This window comes from Mangrovicoccus algicola, from assembly GCF_014903745.1.
GTDB lineage: Bacteria > Pseudomonadota > Alphaproteobacteria > Rhodobacterales > Rhodobacteraceae > Mangrovicoccus > Mangrovicoccus algicola.
On sequence record NZ_JACVXA010000082.1, the window covers coordinates 1 to 16,630 of the forward strand.

Consider the following 16,630-nt stretch of genomic DNA (forward strand, 5'->3'; position numbering starts at 1 on the left):
GGCGCGGTCCGGGTCGGGGCAAGCCTGCGGGCCAGCGCGGCGACCTGCGCGGCCCAGGCCGTCCAGTCATAGGCGTGCCTGGCGGCCAGGGCGGCGGCGCGGGCCTTCTGCAGGCGGGCGGGATCGGCGAAGGACCGCTGCAGCCCGGCCGCGATCGACGCCACGCTGTCGGGATCCACCAGCTCGCCCGCGCCGATGCGCGCGACGATATCCGCCGGTCCGCCGCAGCGCGTCGCCACCAGCGGGACGCCCGATTGCGCCGCCTCCACCAGCGTCAGGCCGAAGGGTTCATGCAGTGCCGGGTTGCAGAACGCCCCGTCCTCGGCGGCAAGCGCATAGAGATCGGCCAGGTCGCGGGCATCGTGGCGGCGCGGCAGGGCCACACGTCCCCACAGGTCGTGCCGGTCGACCGCGTCGAACAGCCCGGCAATCACCCCGTCCTGCGCGCGCCCGCCGCCGCAGAGCCCGTCGCGCAGGCCGGCCAGGATCACCAGATTGGCGCGCGCCCTCAGCGCGGGCAGCGCGGCATAGGCCTCCACCAGCGCAACCAGGTTCTTCTTGGGAATGGGGCGGGCCACGGCCAGGATGACAGGGCGGTCCGGATCGCGCAGGAACGGCGCCAGCCGGCGCCGGGCGCGGGCGGCATCGCCGCCGGGATGCAGGCTTACCCCCGGGCCGATGCGATGCGTGCGCCCTTCGGCGGCCGGCAGGAGCGAGGGGATCTGGCGTTCCGCCTCGTCGCGGGACGAGGCGATGACCGCATGCGCGCCCTCCAGGGCCTGCCGCTCCCGCGCGATGCGCCGGGCCAGCTGCGGCGAGGGACGTTCGCCCGGCCGCAGTTTCTCCGCGCCCAGCGAATGGCAGCTGTAGATCCAGGGAATGCCGAATTCCGCATGGGCGGCGGCGGCCAGCTGGGCCGCATCGGCGAAATGCGCGTGCAGGATCGTGGGGCGCCGCGCCCCCATCTGGCGCAGCCGATCGAGGAAGGCGCGCTGCAGCTCCGGCAGAGCGCGCTCCAGCGCGTCCTTCTCGAGGTAGCGCCGCTCGGAGGTGGACAGGCGCAGGATGCGCAACCCCGGACCCAGCACCTCCTCCGCGCGGGCGAATTCCGGGCCCAGACGCGGCTCGTCGAAGGCACGGGTCAGCAGCGTCACCTCCTGCACGTCCTCCCGCGCCGCCTGGGCACGGGCCGCCCCGAGGATATAGGCGAGATGGCCGCCGGTATCCTCGGTCAGGCCATAGCGGATCGGCGGGGCGGCAAGGCAGCCGCCCAGGGCGATGTGCATGATGCGCATGCGGTCCTCCGGGGATGATCGACCGGGCGGAAGGCTCGGTCGCGATCAGCCAACACCGTCCGGCGCCGCGCGGTTCCGCCGGGGCAGGAATTTTCCCGCAATCCCCCGCCGGACCCCGCCCGCCCCTTGGCAGCGGGGCGCGGCGGCATAGCTCCCCCGGGTCAGGCGCGCATCGCGGAGATCGGCATGCAGGGGCACAGATATATCTTCGTCGGCGGGCTGCACCGCTCCGGCACCAGCCTGCTGGCACGGCTGATCGCCGGGATCCCCGGCGTGGCCGCGATCCGCGGCGCCCCGGTGCCCGAGGACGAGGGCGTCTACCTCCAGGGGGCGATCCCCCATACGGCGCTGCACGGCGCGCCGATGCATTTCGCCACCGATCCCGCGCAGCACCTGGTGGAGGGCTGCCTGCACGACCGGCTGGAGGTCCGCCACCGCCTGGAGGCCGACTGGGCGCCGCATTTCGGCCCGGGCCGCTGGCGGGTGGAGAAATCGCCGGTGAACCTGACCCGCATGCGGCTCTACCAGCAGCTTTTCCCGCTCAGCCAGTTCGTGGTGGTGATGCGCCATCCCGAGGCGGTCGCCGCCGCCACCTCCAAATGGGTCGCGCAGAGCCCCGCCGCGATGATGCGGCACTGGCTGGAGGCGCATGAGCAGCTGGCCCGCGACCTGCCCTATCTGCATTGCGTGATGGTGCTGCGCTACGAGGATATCGTGGCCGCGCCCGGGCAGGCGCTGGCGCGGCTGGCGGCGTTTCTCGGCGAACCGCCCGCGCCCCTGCGCAGCGAGATCCGCGACGGCAATGCCGCCTATCGCGGCTGCGCGCGGCTGGCCCCGGACATGGCGGCGCGGGCGCTGGACTGGGGATACCGCCCCGGCCTGGGCACCGAGCCCCGCCCTCCCCTCGTGCGCCACATGCTGCGCAGCATCCGCGAGGCCGCGCTCGCGCCCCCCGGGGCCGGTCCCGGGCCGCGCGACGCCGGGCTGCCCCCCTTTCCCCGACCCCGACAGGAGGCCCCATGACCGGACCCACCCCCGACGAGACGCGCGCCATGCGCCGGATCATCCGCGAGGCGCTGGACGCCAGCACCGAACCCGGAAAGGCCGGCATTTCCGCCGCGCTGCTGCGGGACGGCGAGGTGATCGCCAGCGGCAGCAACCATGTCCATCTGCAGACCGATCCCACCCGCCATGCCGAAATCGTCGCCCTGGGGCGCGCGGCATCGCGCCTGGGGCGGCCGGACCTGTCGGACTGCACGCTGCTGAGCACGCTGCAACCCTGCGAGATGTGCCTTGCGGCGGCCCGGTTCGCGGGGATCGGCCGCGTCGTCTTCGCCGCCCGCAAGTCCCGCGTCGCCGCGAAGTATTTCGCCTTCGGGCATCTCGAGCTGGCGGATTTCCAGGGGGATCCGCCACAATTCGACTGTCTCGGCGGCTGCATGGAGGACGAGGTGCTGCATCTCTATGCCGATGGGCGGGAATAGCGGGGCCGCCTCGCCGGCCCCGACGCGGCGCAGGCCCCGACGCCGCGCAGGTTCGGCCGATCCGGCATCCGCCGCGGCCGCCGGGCCTCCGGCAGGGCGCCCGGGACGGCGCCTAGAAGCTGTAGGACAGGGTCAGCGCCCCCGAATGCGTCACCGCCTCGGACCCGAAGGACCCGCCATATTCCGCCCGCAGGTCCAGCCGCCCGCTGTCGAAGAGCTGGACCCCCGCGCGCAGCCGCAGCGCGGTATCGTCCAGCGGCACCCGCGTGTCGATGCCGCTGCCGCCCGGGGCCCCCTGCAGATGCGCCTCGCCGCTCCAGTCGTCATTGCTGCGCAGCGCCACGCCGCCGGAGACATAGCTGCGCAGCACCAGGCCGGGGCGCAGCTCGGACCGGGCGCCCGCCTCCAGCGCCGGGGTCAGGATCGCCGTGCCGTAGCGGCTGCTGTCGTAATCCAGCCCCAGCCCGTCCAGCCCGCGCTCGCGCCAGGACGCGGCCCGGGCCTGGACCCCGTCGAGGGTCAGGGAGGGCCGCAGATAGCCCGCCGCGCCGCCGAAGGTATAGGCCGCATGCAGGCGAAGCCCGCGGGAGGTCGTGTCGGCGGTCCCCTCCCCGGTGCCGCCATAGCTGCCCAGGGCGGCGCGGCGGCTCAGATCGTCCTGCGCCATCGTGCCGAAGACCGCACCGGCCAGCAGCCAGGGACCGGTCTGGTATTTCAGCGTCAGCGCCGCCGAAACGGCATGGCCCTCGGCGCTGACCCCGTCGGAGGCGTCCATCGACGTGTCGCGATAGCCGATCACCCCGCCCAGGAACAGCTCCGGGGCGATCTCCGCCTGGGCGCCCAGCTGCAGGCCGCGATCCTCGAAATCGGCGCTGCCGGCATTGTCCGACCCGTCCCGGTCGGTGCGCGCGGCGGTGAAGCGGCCGAAGACGCAGGACCGCTCGGTCAGGAAGGTGCCTGCGCCCTCGAAGACCGGGCAGCTCATGGCCGCATCGGCGATCCCGGTGGCCTCCGCCGCGCGCTGCGACAGCAGCGTCATGGCGGAGCGCGGCCCGAGTTCGGACATCGCCGCGCCGAAGGCCCCGGCATCCGCCGCCGCGGCCTGGTCGAGTTCCGCGAACAGCCCGGCATAGGCGGTGTCCCCCTGGTCGAAGAACGTCTCCAGCTCGCGCGCCGTGGCGGCGGCATCGCCGCTCAGGCCGAATTCCGCGCGGTCGAAATCGCGCCCGGCCACCGAAAGCATCTGGACCCCGCCGCTCTCCTCGAGGGAGAAATCGAACAGCGCCGTGCCCCCGGCCCGCAGCGCACCGGAGGTGCTGCCCGCGACGGTCAGGACCGGAACGGAGGCATCCGGCAGCACCCCCGCCATGCGCGGCACGATGGTGCCGTCCAGCATGGCATCGCCGGTCACCGCGAAGCGTCCCGCGATGCCGGTGGCGAAATCGACGACCGGGGCCAGGATGCCGGAGCCGGCCTGGACGAGGTTTCCGTCGATCACGGTCTGCGCGCCGGGACGCGCGACCAGCGTGCCGGCATTGGTCAGGGTGCCCGTGCCGGAGGCCGCCGCCAGCTGCTGCGCCGCCGGAGCGGCCGGATTGCCCGAGACCGCCCCCCCGGCCAGCGTGGCGCTGCCGGTGATGGTGCCGTAATTGGTCACGTTCAGGATGCCGCCGCCGGTCTGGGTGATCGCCTGGCCCGACAGCGCGGAGACCGCCGATCCCGCGTTGATCGTCACATGGTTTGCCGAACTGCCGGCAAGCACGCGGATCCCCGCCCCGTCCTCGCCCGAGCCGCCGGTGACGGTCGCCGCCTCCTCCGCGCTGCCCACGGTGACGGTGACGGTGCCATAGCCGTTCGGGCCGATGCTCTGCGCCAGGATGCCCGCCCCGGCGGCGCCGGTCGCCGAGATGTCGCCGGTGGTTGTCACATGGACCTCGCCGCCCGCACCGCTTTCGTTGCCCGCGCTGCCGGTCGTCCCGAGAAACAGCGTGCCGTCGCGATAGGCGGCCATCCCGCCGCCGCCGCCCACCGATTGCGCCAGGATCCCGAAGGCCCCGTCCCCCGTCACCGAGATATCCGCGGCCGAGGTCACGGTGACGGTCTTGCCGTCGCCCTTGCCGCCGCCGGCCGTGTAGCCGAACTGATCGACGATATCGGAGACCTTCTCGGACTGGGCCAGATAGGTGGTGACGATCCCGCCGCCGCCGCCGACGGATTGCGCGACGATGCCATGCCCCGCCCTGCCGGTGGTGGCGATGGTGCTGCCCCCGGGCAGCGCCAGCTCGATGGTGCCGCCATCGCCGCTGCCCGATCCGCCCAGCCGCAGGGAGGTCAGGACCAGCCCGTGCGACGCCGAGAGCAGCCCGCCGCCGCCGCCCACGGACTGCGCCAGCAGCCCGAAGGCGCCCGTGCCGGTGGTATAGAGCGCCAGCGGCGTCTGCGCCGCCAGCCCGGTCGTGTCGATCGCGCCGCCATTGCCCGCCGACACGCCCTGGTTGCCCAGCCGCACCGTGGCGCTGGGATAGATGTCGCTGTCGTCGCCCTCCACCTCGAGCGAGCCGCCGCGGGCCAGAAGGCCGCCGCCGCCGCCCACCGATTGCAGCGCGACCGCATGGGCCTGCCCGCCGCGCGTGACGACGGTCTGGGTCCCGGAGAGCCCCTCGGCGGAGACCAGCGAGACCGCGCCGCCATTGCCCGCGCTGCCGTCTGACCCGGTCGCGGTGAGATTGGCGCCGAGCGTCAGGCTGGGCGGGGTGTAGTCATTCCCGGGATCCTGCTCCTGCGCGGTCGATCCGTCGGGCAGCACGGTATTGTCGCCTGCCGTGCCGCCGCCGCCGCCCACGGACTGGGCGAGGATGCCCACCGCGCCGAAGCCGCCGCTGCCATCGGCGCGGCCGGTGAAGACCTGGCCCGCGCCCAGTCCGACCTCGACCGCCCCGCCCGAGGCGCCCGCCCCGCCGGCCCCGGTGAAGCCAAGCGAGAAATCCGCCTTGACCGTCCAGCTCTTGAAGAAGGAGCGCAGGGTGTTGCCCTCGGCCTCGGCCACGGCGGTGCCGCCGGTGCCGCCGCCGCCGCCCACCGATTGCGCCTTGAGCCCGTAGGCCAGGTCGCCCTGGGTGACGATGCCGCCATGCTGCGTCACGCTCACCGCGCCGCCGGTCCCGCCCGATCCGCCGGTGCCGCCGACCAGCATCGTGGCACCGATCTGCAGATTGCCGCCCTTGGTGACATCCGGCCCTTCCCCGGTCTCGGCCAGAACCAGCGCGCCCGACGCGGGCGCCACCGTGTCGCCGTAGATCTGGTTGAAGATCTCCAGGAAATCCTCGGCCTCCTCGTCGGAGGGCGCATCGGCCGCCCCCGCCGCGCCGCCGATCCCGCCGCCTCCGCCCACGGACTGGGCGAGGATGCCGGTCGAGCCCGCCCCGGCGGTGACGATGGTGCCCTCGTGATCGACCGTCACGGTCCCGCCATTGCCGCCCGTGCCGCCGATGGCCCCCACCTTGAGGCTCAGGTCGCTCTTGATCGTATTGTCGATGGCGCGCTCTTCGGTGACATGGGTCCGGATCTTCTTGTCCAGACCGCCGATCAGGGTCACGCCGCTGCCCGAGGCGATGCCGCCGCCGCCGCCCACGGATTGCACCACGAGGCCGCGCGAATTGGCCCCGGCCGTCTCGATCAGCCCGTTGGCCGCGGTGGTGGCGCGGGCCGCCATGCCGGCGCCGCCGCTGCCGCCCTGGCTGCCCAGGGTCATGTCCATCTGGGTCTTGGCGCCGCTGAAATAGGTGCTGGAGGAGGTGGAGCCGATCCCGGCATTGCCGCCACCGCCGCCGATCGACTGGACCACCACCGCATTGGCCAGGTCGCCCAGGGTCGCGATCCGGCTGGTCTGCGTGCCGTCATCGCCCAGCGAGAAGGCCGCGCTGCCGCCCGCGCCGCCGCCGCAGGTCTCGTCGCCGCTGACATTGCTGCAATTGCCGCCCACGGCGAGCGAGAAATTCAGGTTGTTGGGGGCCGGCGTGCCGGGAATGCGCTTCGCGCCGAAGCCGACCGAGGCATAGGCGGCGGAGGAATCCCCGCCATTGCCGCCGCCGCCGCCGATCGACTGGACCAGAACCGCCTGGCTGCCCGCGCCCTGCGTCGTCACCGCGCTGCCGCCGCGCACCACGGCGCTGGCGCTGTCGCTGTCCCCGTCCGAGGCCCCGGCCGCCCCGCCATTGCCGCCCGATCCGCCGACCGCCGCGTCGATGGTGAAGGTCGGCGTGGCCTGCGCCCCCGCCTCCGAACCGAAGGGAATGGAGGCCGCCAGCGCGAAGGCCGAGGCGCCCCCGCCCGAGCCGCCGCCCCCGCCGATCGACTGCACCAGCAGCCCGTGGCTGTCGATATCCTCCGCGCCGCTGCCGGTCGTGGCGACGATGCTGCCGCGGTCGAGCGTGACCTCGGCGGTCTGGCTGGCGCCGCCATTGCCGCCCGATCCGCCGATCGCGGCCGCCTCCGAGAAGGCCACCCCGCCCGATGTGGCGATCGCGGCGCCGCCGACCCCGCCGCCGCCGCCCACCGATTGCACGACCACGCCATTGGCGCCGCCGCCCGAAGTCGTCACTTCGAACGCGGTCAGGGCCGCCGTGGCCCGCCCGCCCGCGCCGCCTTCTCCGCCATCCCCGCCGATGGCCAGCGCCTCGCCGACACCGCCATCCAGCGAATTGCCGCCCGCGCCGCCGCCGCCGCCCACCGATTGCAGCACGAGACCATGCGCCAGCTGCCCCGAGGTCAGCACCGCGGCGCCGCCATCATAGCTGCCGTCGAGATCCGCGGTCACCCGGCCGCCGCCGCCGCCGGCCCCGCCATCGCCGCCATCCGATGCGAAGACGCCGCTGCCTGTGCCCCCCACGCCGCCGCCGCCGCCGATCGACTGGGCGACGATGGCGAAGGCGGAGTCGCCCTGCGTCGTGACCCGGCCGAAATTGAAGACATCGACGCGGCCTGCATCCGTGGCCGGCACCCCGTCTCCGCCGCTGGCGCCGAACAGCGCGTAGTCGCCGCGCCCGCCCGCGCCGCCGCCCCCGGCGACGGACTGGGCCAGGATGCCCTGGGCGTTGTCGCCCATGGTGGTGATCCGGCCGCCGCCATTCTGGGTGACGTTGATCGCGCCGACGCCGCCGCCCTTGGCGCCGGTCCCGCCTTCGGAGGTGATCAGCCCCGATCCGTCGGCGCCATTGCCGCCCGACCCGCCGATCCCCTGGGCCAGCACGCCGCGAGATTCATCCCCCTCGGTGATGACCACGCCGGAAGTGTAGATGTTGATCGTGCCGCTGTCGCCGCCCAGGCCGCCCGAACCCGCATGGGCCTCGCCCAGTCCGCCGCTGGCGAAACTGGCATCGCCGCCCGTGCCGCCGATGCTCTGGGCCAGGATGCCGTCGGCGCTGGCGCCCCGGGTCGCGATCTCGGTGCCCGCGCGGGTATCGATCAGGATCGCGCCGCCCAGGCCGCCCTTGCCGCCATCCGGGGTCTCGGCATCCGATATGTCGGTATCCTCGCCGCCGCCATTGCCCCCGGTCCCGCCGGTGCTGCGGGCGAGGATGCCGTGCGAGCCCTCGCCCTGCGTGCCGACATCCAGCCCCGACATCAGGGTCATGTAGAGCGTGCCGCCATTGCCGCCGATCCCGGCCGCGCCGGCATGGCCCGAGGAAAGGTCGTCGACATCGCCGCCATTGCCGCCCGTGCCGCCGGCGGAGACCAGCGACAGTCCCGCCGAGCTGTCCCCCGTCGTGGAGACCGCGAGCGCCCCGTCATTGGACAAATTCAGCGCGCCGCCGGTCCCGCCATTTCCGCCCGCCCCGGCATCGGGGCTGATGCTGAAGGCACCGCCGTCATAGGCGCCATTGCCGCCCGTCCCCCCCGCGGAGGTGACGGAGATCCCCGGCGCATTGCCGCCGGTGGTGGAGACGGTGCTGCCCGGCCCGCCGCTGCCCCGGGTGAAATCCAGCACGACCTGGCCCATGGAGCCGCCATTGCCGCCTGCGACCTTGCTGTCGCCATGGCTGCCATTGCCGCCCGTGCCGCCCTTCTGGCGGACCAGGATCCCGGCCGTGCCATCTGCATCGGATGCCAGGATGCTGTCCTCGACCCGCAGCGTCACGTCCTGGGCGCCGCTGCCATGGCCGCTGGGATACCCCTCCGAGCCGTCGCCGCCGGTCTCCTCGCGCTGGTTGAGCACCAGCGCGCCGCCGCCGCCGGCATGCCCGGCCCCCTCGGCGGCGGTGACGCGCACGGTCGACCGGGTCAGCGTCACGTCCTGGGCGCCCGCCTGGCTGGCATTGCCGTCGGGATTGGTCTTGCCGGGGGTGATGCCATGCAGCGCGCGGCTTTCGACATAGACGCCGAACAGTCCGGCCCCGACCTCGGACGCGCCCAGATCGAGCGTCACGTCGGTATCGGTCAGCCCGGCCGTCACGCCTGCCATCGTGACCTCTCCGTAGCGGTCCTGGTAATTGTAGAGCCCCAGCGCGCTGAAACCGTAATCATAGCTGCCCGACAGGGTCAGCCCGTCCCCGGCCGAGAGGGCCACGGTCGAGGCGGACAGCGTCAGGCTGCGCGCCTCCCATCCCTCGACATGCTGGTAGAGCGCGCTCCAGATCCCCATATCCGCGGAGCCGGTGACCGCGCGGCTGAAGGCCAGATCGCTGCCGGACCAGGTCGCGGGGGCCTCATAGACCTCCGCCGCGGCGAGCCCGGCAAGGCTGGAGAAGACGGCGAGGGGCGCGATCAGGGGAAGCGTGGTCATGGCCGGAAAGGTCCTGCAGGCAAAAAACAAGGGTATGTGTCTGAAAGTATCTGGACGTTGCGGAAACCGTTAACTTGTTATTATCTTATTGCAACAGTTTAATTCAGCTTCATCGTTGCCATTGCGGTCCATCCCGGGCCGGGCGGCGGATCGCCCGCTGCGGGGATTTGCCTTTCGCGCCGCGATGGCGCATTCGGTGGTCCCGGCAAGGACAGTGATCCCTGGAGGCGACCATGCGGTTTCGCGGGCTGGACCTTAACCTGCTGTCGGCACTCGTCGTGCTGGTGGATGAATGCAGCGTCAGCGCGGCCGCCACCCGGCTGCATCTCAGCCAGGCCGCCACCAGCAATGCCCTGGCCCGGCTGCGCGCCTATTTCGGCGACCCGCTGCTGGTGCGGGCCGGACAGCAGATGATGCCCACCGAACGCGGGCGCGCCCTGCACCGCGAGGCGGGGATGCTCCTGCGCCAGGTGGAGGCGCGGGTGCTGGCGGCGCCGGATTTCGACCCGGCGACCCATCGGCGCGACATCACCATCATCGCCGCGGAGGCGGTGGCGCTGGGGCTGATGGCGCGGCTGTCGCGCGAGCTGACCCGCCAGGCGCCCGGCCTCTCGCTGACCATCCGGCCCCCCCGCGGCAATCTCGGCGCCCAGCTGGAGACCGGGGCCGTCGATCTGCTGGCGGTGCCGCTGAAATACGCCGCCCCCGCGCGGCCGCATTGCCTGCTTCACGACGAGCCGTTCCGCGTCCTGTGCTGGCGCGGGGCCGGGATCGCCGCGCAGCCGATGACGCCCGAGCTCTATCTGGGCGCCGATCATGTCGGGCTGCATCCGGGGGCGGATCGCAAGATGCCCCTCGACCAGCTGATGATCGAGCAAGCGCATGGGCCGCTGCGCCGCTCGGTGACGGTATCGGGCCATGCCGCGGTCCCATGGTACCTGATGGGCACGGAGCGGCTGGCCACCCTGCCCGGGCGGATCGCGCGGCAATTCGCCGATGCCCTGCCGCTGAGCTGCCGGGCGCTTCCCTTCGAGCTGCCGCAGCTGCGGCTGGTTCTGCAATGGGATGACCGCGCCGGGCCGGATGCCTGCCTGTCCTGGCTGGTCGGTCGGCTGCAGGCGCTGGCCGCGGCGGAGGATCCCGAGGGCACGGATATTCACGAAATCCATTAGCCGTCTTCCGATCAATCAATTTTCCGGAAACCGCCCCGCGGCCTATACCCGGCAGGAAAGGCCGCCTGCGGCCGCGACTGCGAGGAAACGAGGATGGACATGATCGTGAACGACCTGCCCGGAGGCCCGGCGCCCTATGCGATCCGGTCGGGCCGGGGCCCGCGCCACCTGATCGGCGGCATGGTCGCCGCGCTCTATGCCACGGGGGCCGAAACCGGCGGTGGCTTCTGCCTTGCGATGCTGACCGGCGGACGCGAGGCCGGGCTGCCCCTGCTGCGCCATGCGCAGAGCCATGTCGCGCTGCAGGTGCTGGAAGGGGAGATCGAGCTGGTGCTGGACGGGCGGCGCTGGCGGCTCCTGGGCGGCGACTACGCCTCGATCCCGGCGGGCAGGGATTATGCGCTGCGCATGACCCGGCTGCGCAACCGCGCGCTGCTGTTCCAGACCGGGGCGGAGGCCGGGCGGATGCTGGTCGAAAAAGGCCGGCCCTATGACGGCCATGTCCAGCCGGACCGTCAGCCCGGCAGCTGGCGCGACCTGGCGCCCGGGCCGGTGGCAGGCTGCGATACCGTGATCCTGGGCGCCCCGGATCCCGCCCTGCCCGAGGCCGCGCCGCTGCGCGACATGCCGAAGGCCGCCCGGCCCTATGTGCTGGAGGCCGGCTGCGGGCGCCATCTTCTCGTCGGCGACCAGCTCTTCACCTTCTCGGGGGCCAATGACCAGAGCGGCGGCCGCTTCCTGACGCTGCTGACCGAGGGGCCGGAGGGCCCGATGATCCCGCCGCACAAGCACCTGCTGCATGACGAAAGCTTCTTCTGCGGCGCGGGCCGGATCCGGATGAAGGCCGGGGAGGCGGAGATCGAGCTTGCCCCCGGGGATTTCCTCTTCGTGCCGCGCGGCACGCCGCATGCCTTCCAGTTCCTCGACCCCTATACCCGGATCATCGGCTTCCTGACGCCGGGACTGTTCGAGCCCTTCTTCGGCATCCTGGGCGAGGAGACCGACATCACCGTCTATCCGCAGAGCCCGGGCCCCTTCCGGTTCGACCGGGTGCTGGAGCGGCTGGACGAGCTGGACATCGTGCCGCTCGGCCGCCCCGGGGGGCCGCAGGCATGAGCGCGACCGCCCCCCTGCCGCCGCTGCGCCCCGGCGTCACGCTGCGCCCCGACCAGGTGTTCTCCCGCGCCGGCGGGCAGGACCGGCTGGCCGATCTCTACCTGCCCGCGGGGGCAGGCCCGCATCCAGCGGTGATCTTCCTGCATGGCGGCGGCTGGCGCTTCGGCGACCGGCGGCTGGCCCCCGACCTGTCGCGCCATTTCGCCGAGGCGGGCTATGTCATGGTCTCGATCGACTACCGGCTCAGCGGCGAGGCCGGGTTTCCGGCCGCCGTGGAGGATGTCGTCAGCGCGATCTGCTGGCTGCGGGCGACGGCCGCGCAGCATGGCGTCGATCCCGACCGCATCGCCCTGATGGGTTCCTCGGCGGGCGGGCACCTGGCCTGCCTTGCCGCGCTGGCCCCCGAAACCTTCCGGGGCGGGGATTGCCTGCCCGTCGGCGCGCAGGTGGCGGCGGTGATCGACGGCTACGGTCCGGTCGATTTCACCCGGATCGACGCGCAGCGCGATCCCGATGCCCTGCCCGGAACGGACCCGGAATCGGCTCATCTGCCGCCGCCCCGGCCGATGAGCGACCCCGGGGCGCTGGAATGCCTGTTCCTCGGCGGCGTGGTGGCGGATATCCCCGACCGGGCCCGGGCGGCAAGCCCGCTCAGCCATGTCTCGGCCGCGGCGCCGCCGATGCTGATCGCCCATGGCACTTTCGACGGCGCGATCCCCCCGGCGCAGAGCGCGCAGCTTTTCGAGGCGCTGGACCGGGCCGGCGCGCGGGCGGAATGGCTGCAGATCGAGGGGCTGGGCCACGGTTTCCTCAACCGCAGCGCGCTGGACGAGGCCGGCCCTTTCGCGATGACGCGCCGGCTCTCGCGCGCCGCCGGCGGGACCGGCGCGGCCATAGCCGAAAGGTCGGGCGTCTGGCAGGCGATCCGGTCCTTCCTGGACCGGACCCTGCCGGGGCCCGCGCGCTGACCGGGCCGCGCAGGCGGGGGCTAGCCCGCGGCCAGTGCCTCGGCCACGGCCAGGTCGGCCATCTTCAGGATCGCCTCGCGGCTGCGCGCCGCCGCGATGAACCGGCCGTTATGGCAGAAGGTCGCGCCCTCCACCCCCGACGCCCGCTCCAGCGCCTCGCCCGACAGACCCGCCCAGGCGGCGGGCAGGTCGGCCCGCTGCGCGAAGCCGTCCTCGTTCAGCCGGATGCCGCCGATCGTCCAGTCGCCGCCGCGCGGCGCGATCACGAACAGAAGGTGATCGGCCCCGGCCTTGATCACCGCCGGGCGGAAGGGCATGCCCATCGGCAGTTCCAGCACCCGGCCGTCCCCGGCCCTGCGGATCGCCTCCTCCGCCATCGACTCGGCGCGCAGCTTGGCGGCGCTGCGGGCCACGCGCGCCTCGACGAAGTCGCGGGCGATCTCGACCGCCCTGCGGAACCCGCGCGCCTCGGCCTCGGGATCGGTGTCGTCGAAGACCGGCTTGAGCGTCTCGATCAGCCCCGGCAGGGTCAGCGCCGAAAGCTGTCCCGCCTCCGACAGGCTCAGCGCGCCGTTATCGACGAGGTCCACCGGCAGCACGAAACCGGCATCGAAGGAGGCATGCACCGCGTCCAGATGCGCCTCGGGCAGGCCGGAGGCGCGCAGGTAGTCGCGGCCGAAATGGCCCCAGACCAGCCCGAAGGAGCTGAGCGGCCGCCCGTCCTCGCGCTGGGGCGCGCCGCGCTGGTGGTGGTCGAAGATCCCCGCCGCGGGATCATGGGCACCGCCGACATCATAGACGATCCGGTCCGGTCCGGGCGTGATCCATTCCGGATCGCGGCTGCGCACGACCTGCGCCTGCGGGAACAGCCGGGTCAGGATCACGGTGGAGAGGACTTCGTCGGCATGGAAGCCGCCGGAATGGGTGACGAGATAGCTGGGGGTCATGGCGGTCGCTTCCGTGGCAAGGCAGTCGCGGGCCTGATACCCCCGTCCCGCACCGGCGCGCAAGGCGCCCGGATCACCCCGCCGGCGGCGCCTCAGGCCGGGGCGGCAGCGCGCGCGGCCAGCCGGTCCCGTGCGATGCGCAGCTTCGCCCGGGCCGCCTCCACCCGCGCCAGCGCGCGCATCCGGGCGTCATGGCGGCGGCGCAGGGCCGAGCCGGGGGCGCCGATCGCCCCGGTTCCCGCCGACTGCCAGGCGCGGTCGGCCTCCTCGTAGCGGCTCAGGCTGGCCGCCAGCAGGCGGCGGCGTGTCGAAAGTTCCGGTTGCATGGTCTCCTCCCCGATCTCCTCCGGGTCCGAGGATACCACCGGGCGGACGCTGCACAAAGCCCCCGCTCCCCGGCCAGGCGGGACCGGCCGCCCCCGCCATGCGCGGGGCGCAGAACGGGTCTGCAGCACTGACCGTTGCGCTGCGCCGCGGCAGGGCCTATTTCACGGTCATGGCGCGGCAACGTGCCTAAGAGTTTCCTGGGGCTCCTCCTCCTCCCTGAGCCCGGGAATTCGGCGGCGGCCCCCTCCTCCTCCCTGGGGTCGCCGCCTTTCTTTTTTCCGCCTCCCGCTATGTGCCGGCCCGCTGCCCGCGCAGGATCACCACCGCGCCGCTGGCCGCGATGATCGCCCCGCCCGCCAGGGTCGCGGCATCGGGCATCTCGGCCCAGATGAGCCAGCCCAGCCCGACCGCCCAGAGCAGCCCGGTATAGTCCAGCGGCGCGACGATCGCCGCGGGGGCCAGACGGAAGGCCTGGGTGATCAGCGTCATCCCCGCCGTCCCGAAGAGCGAGATCGCCGCGAAGAGCCACAGGTCCCCCGGCACCAGCGCCACCCAGACGAAGGGCACGGCCAGGGCGCTGATCAGCGCCCCCGCCCCGGTCAGGTACAGCAGCACGGTCCAGACGCTGTCGCGCGGATCGACCCAGCGCGCGCCCAGCATCAGCACCGCATAGACCAGCGCCGTCGCCACCGGCAGGAGCGCGGCGGGATCGAAGGCCGCCGCGCCGGGGCGCACCGCCACCAGCACGCCGCAGAACCCCGCCACCACCGCGCTCCAGCGCCGCCAGCCGACCGTCTCGCCCAGGAACAGCGCCGAGATGGCGGTGATGAACAGCGGCGCGGCAAAGGCCAGCGCCGTCGCCTCGGCCAGCGCCAGGTGCTGCAGCGCGGTGAAGAACAGCATCGCGGCGGCGATCCACAGGATGCCGCGCAGCAGATGCGCGCCGGGCCGGTGCGACCTCAGCGCGCCGCGCCCGCCCATGGCCAGCGCGACCGCCACCGCGACCGGAAGCGCGATCAGGTTGCGCAGGAACAGGATCTGCAGCGGCGGATAGGTCTGACCCAGCGTCTTGGCCAGCGCGTCATTCGTCGCCAGGCAGGCCACGCCCGCGATCATCAGGGCGATCCCCGCGGCGGGCGAGGACCGGACAACGGGAATGGCGTTCTGCATGGGACCCTCCGACTGCGGCGCGCGACCCTCGGCCGGGCCGGAGCCGCTGTCAACCGCGCGGCGCCATGGGCCCTCGGTTGAAGTTCTTGCAGATCAGGTAGCGGGCCGGTCCCCGCCCCAGCGCCCCGAACCATTGCGGCACATGCGGCCCCATCCAGATCGCGTCGCCGGCCTGCACCGGGTACCAGCGGTCATCCAGCCGGTAGACCCCGCCGCCGTCCAGCATCAGCAGGCCGTGTTCCATGAAATGCGTCTCCACATAGGGCAGCGAGGCGCCGGGGCGGAAACTCATCACGTTGACCTCGAAGTCGAAGGCCGGATCCTCGGGCAGCATCTTGCGCACCTCCACCCAGTCATCGCCATGGATCGGCCGCCCGGGACAGTCGTCCAGCCGCCCGCTCAGCGCGGCGGGCACCGGGCCGCGCGCCGCGAACGGCCATTCGAAGACCGCCAGCCGGCTGCCCGCATCTGCGGCCAGCCCCGCGCCGCAACCGGGCGGCTGAAAGGCGAAATCCTCGGGCATCAGAACCGTGCCGTCCGGCAGATGCGCCCGCCCCTCCAGGCAGAAGACGAAGCGCGCGATCCCCGCGCCCGCGGGGGGCGCCGCCACCGGCTCCGGGCAGCGCAGCAGCGACAGCGACAGCCGCGCCCCCATGTCGGGCGAGACCAGCACCGCCAGCTCGGCGCCCGGCCAGTCGGGCAGGCGGATCCATTCGTGGCTCTCGGGGGTCAGCAGCGCGTGGCGCGCGCGGATGTCGGATCGGGTAGCGCCGAGGCTGGACAGCGGGGCGGGCATCATCGGGGTCTCCTGTGGCGAGGCGGTGCCCCGCCCCTGTACCCTGCCCCTGTGCCCCGGCCGGACGGCAAAGGCCAGCCTTTCGCCCCGGCGGGTCAGACCGCCGCCGCGACGATCCCGGCCAGAAGTCCCGGCGCCCCGAAACCGCCCGATTTCGTGGCAAGACGCAGATCCGTCGGTCCGTCCAGCAGGCGCATCGCCGGCAGACCCGGCGCCAGTTCGCCCTCGGGCACCAGCAAGCCCGCGCCCAGCCCGGACAGGATCGCATCCGCGGTCTCGCCGCCCGTCACCAAGAGCATGGCCGGCGGGGCGGCCGCGACCTGCCGGGCCAGCCCGGCCGCGAATTGGGCAGCGGCCTGCCGCGGCGGGACGGGCGCAGGACCCGGCGTCATCTGCACGACCGTAACCGGCGCAACAGGCAGCGGGCCGGGCAGCGCGCCGTTCGGCGCCGCCACATGCGGGATGCCGGGCAGCGCCGCGACCTGCGCCAGCGTCACCGGATCGCGCGACCCGATGGCGATCAGCAGCGGCAGGCCGGGCGGCGGCGCCGGTCGCGGCGCGGTGCCGGGGCAGA

Annotated in this window: 12 protein-coding genes; 5 read left to right on the forward strand and 7 right to left on the reverse strand. The window is 73.4% G+C overall.

Annotation, left to right across the window (positions count from 1 at the left end):
• The coding region (locus tag ICN82_RS18940; RefSeq protein WP_226898610.1) for a glycosyltransferase at positions 1-1,295 on the reverse strand (1,295 nt) is incomplete at its 3' end.
• A 186-nt stretch (positions 1,296-1,481) separates the two neighbouring features.
• On the opposite strand from ICN82_RS18940, the gene ICN82_RS18945 reads away from it, so the two are divergent.
• Positions 1,482-2,318: a sulfotransferase family protein gene (locus tag ICN82_RS18945; protein ID WP_193186155.1), complete on the forward strand. Its 837-nt coding sequence runs from the start codon at positions 1,482-1,484 to the stop codon at positions 2,316-2,318.
• Positions 2,315-2,779, forward strand: coding sequence for a nucleoside deaminase (locus ICN82_RS18950; protein WP_193186158.1), 465 nt, complete (start codon positions 2,315-2,317; stop codon positions 2,777-2,779). The genes ICN82_RS18945 and ICN82_RS18950 overlap by 4 nt, the downstream gene beginning before the upstream one ends.
• Before the next feature lie 112 nt (positions 2,780-2,891).
• On the opposite strand, the gene ICN82_RS18955 is transcribed toward ICN82_RS18950, so the two are convergent.
• Positions 2,892-9,560, reverse strand: coding sequence for an autotransporter outer membrane beta-barrel domain-containing protein (locus tag ICN82_RS18955; protein ID WP_193186161.1), 6,669 nt, complete (start codon positions 9,558-9,560; stop codon positions 2,892-2,894).
• Between the two features lie 233 nt (positions 9,561-9,793).
• On the opposite strand from ICN82_RS18955, the gene ICN82_RS18960 reads away from it, so the two are divergent.
• The 3 genes from ICN82_RS18960 (at position 9,794) to ICN82_RS18970 (ending at position 12,816) form a co-directional block, all read left to right on the forward strand.
• Complete coding sequence (locus tag ICN82_RS18960; protein ID WP_193186165.1) at positions 9,794-10,732, forward strand: LysR family transcriptional regulator; 939 nt, start codon at positions 9,794-9,796, stop codon at positions 10,730-10,732.
• A 93-nt stretch (positions 10,733-10,825) separates the two neighbouring features.
• Positions 10,826-11,848 carry a cupin domain-containing protein gene (locus tag ICN82_RS18965; protein WP_193186168.1) on the forward strand — a complete coding sequence of 341 codons (1,023 nt, stop codon included), beginning with the start codon at positions 10,826-10,828 and terminating at the stop codon, positions 11,846-11,848.
• Positions 11,845-12,816: an alpha/beta hydrolase gene (locus tag ICN82_RS18970; protein ID WP_193186171.1), complete on the forward strand. Its 972-nt coding sequence runs from the start codon at positions 11,845-11,847 to the stop codon at positions 12,814-12,816. Before ICN82_RS18965 ends, ICN82_RS18970 begins: the two co-directional genes overlap by 4 nt.
• A 20-nt stretch (positions 12,817-12,836) precedes the next feature.
• Here ICN82_RS18970 and ICN82_RS18975 read toward each other — a convergent pair whose 3' ends face one another.
• The 5 genes from ICN82_RS18975 to ICN82_RS18995 form a co-directional block, all read right to left on the reverse strand.
• Entirely contained in the window at positions 12,837-13,763 is a 927-nt protein-coding gene (locus ICN82_RS18975; protein ID WP_193186175.1) for an MYG1 family protein, read from the reverse strand.
• Positions 13,764-13,855: 92 nt separating this feature from the next.
• A complete protein-coding gene (locus tag ICN82_RS18980) occupies positions 13,856-14,089 on the reverse strand; it encodes a hypothetical protein (protein WP_193186179.1) in 234 nt (77 codons plus the stop codon).
• Positions 14,090-14,378: 289 nt separating this feature from the next.
• Positions 14,379-15,260 (reverse strand): DMT family transporter, encoded by an 882-nt coding sequence (locus ICN82_RS18985; protein WP_193186182.1) that lies wholly within the window; start codon positions 15,258-15,260, stop codon positions 14,379-14,381.
• A 49-nt stretch (positions 15,261-15,309) separates the two neighbouring features.
• Positions 15,310-16,059 carry a (S)-ureidoglycine aminohydrolase gene (gene allE / locus ICN82_RS18990; protein ID WP_226898611.1) on the reverse strand — a complete coding sequence of 250 codons (750 nt, stop codon included), beginning with the start codon at positions 16,057-16,059 and terminating at the stop codon, positions 15,310-15,312.
• Between the two features lie 92 nt (positions 16,060-16,151).
• On the reverse strand, positions 16,152-16,630 hold a 479-nt coding region (locus ICN82_RS18995), incomplete at its 5' end, for a nucleotide-binding domain containing protein (protein WP_330999034.1).

Bases quoted from the DNA above. Each gene is read 5' to 3' on its own strand.
- ICN82_RS18945 (WP_193186155.1), top strand. From the start codon at position 1,482: ATGCAGGGGCACAGATATATCTTCGTCGGCGGGCTGCACCGCTCCGGC.
- ICN82_RS18950 (WP_193186158.1), top strand. From the start codon at position 2,315: ATGACCGGACCCACCCCCGACGAGACGCGCGCCATGCGCCGGATCATC.
- ICN82_RS18955 (WP_193186161.1), bottom strand. From the start codon at position 9,560: ATGACCACGCTTCCCCTGATCGCGCCCCTCGCCGTCTTCTCCAGCCTT.
- ICN82_RS18960 (WP_193186165.1), top strand. From the start codon at position 9,794: ATGCGGTTTCGCGGGCTGGACCTTAACCTGCTGTCGGCACTCGTCGTG.
- ICN82_RS18965 (WP_193186168.1), top strand. From the start codon at position 10,826: ATGGACATGATCGTGAACGACCTGCCCGGAGGCCCGGCGCCCTATGCG.
- ICN82_RS18970 (WP_193186171.1), top strand. From the start codon at position 11,845: ATGAGCGCGACCGCCCCCCTGCCGCCGCTGCGCCCCGGCGTCACGCTG.
- ICN82_RS18975 (WP_193186175.1), bottom strand. From the start codon at position 13,763: ATGACCCCCAGCTATCTCGTCACCCATTCCGGCGGCTTCCATGCCGAC.
- ICN82_RS18980 (WP_193186179.1), bottom strand. From the start codon at position 14,089: ATGCAACCGGAACTTTCGACACGCCGCCGCCTGCTGGCGGCCAGCCTG.
- ICN82_RS18985 (WP_193186182.1), bottom strand. From the start codon at position 15,260: ATGCAGAACGCCATTCCCGTTGTCCGGTCCTCGCCCGCCGCGGGGATC.
- allE (WP_226898611.1), bottom strand. From the start codon at position 16,059: ATGATGCCCGCCCCGCTGTCCAGCCTCGGCGCTACCCGATCCGACATC.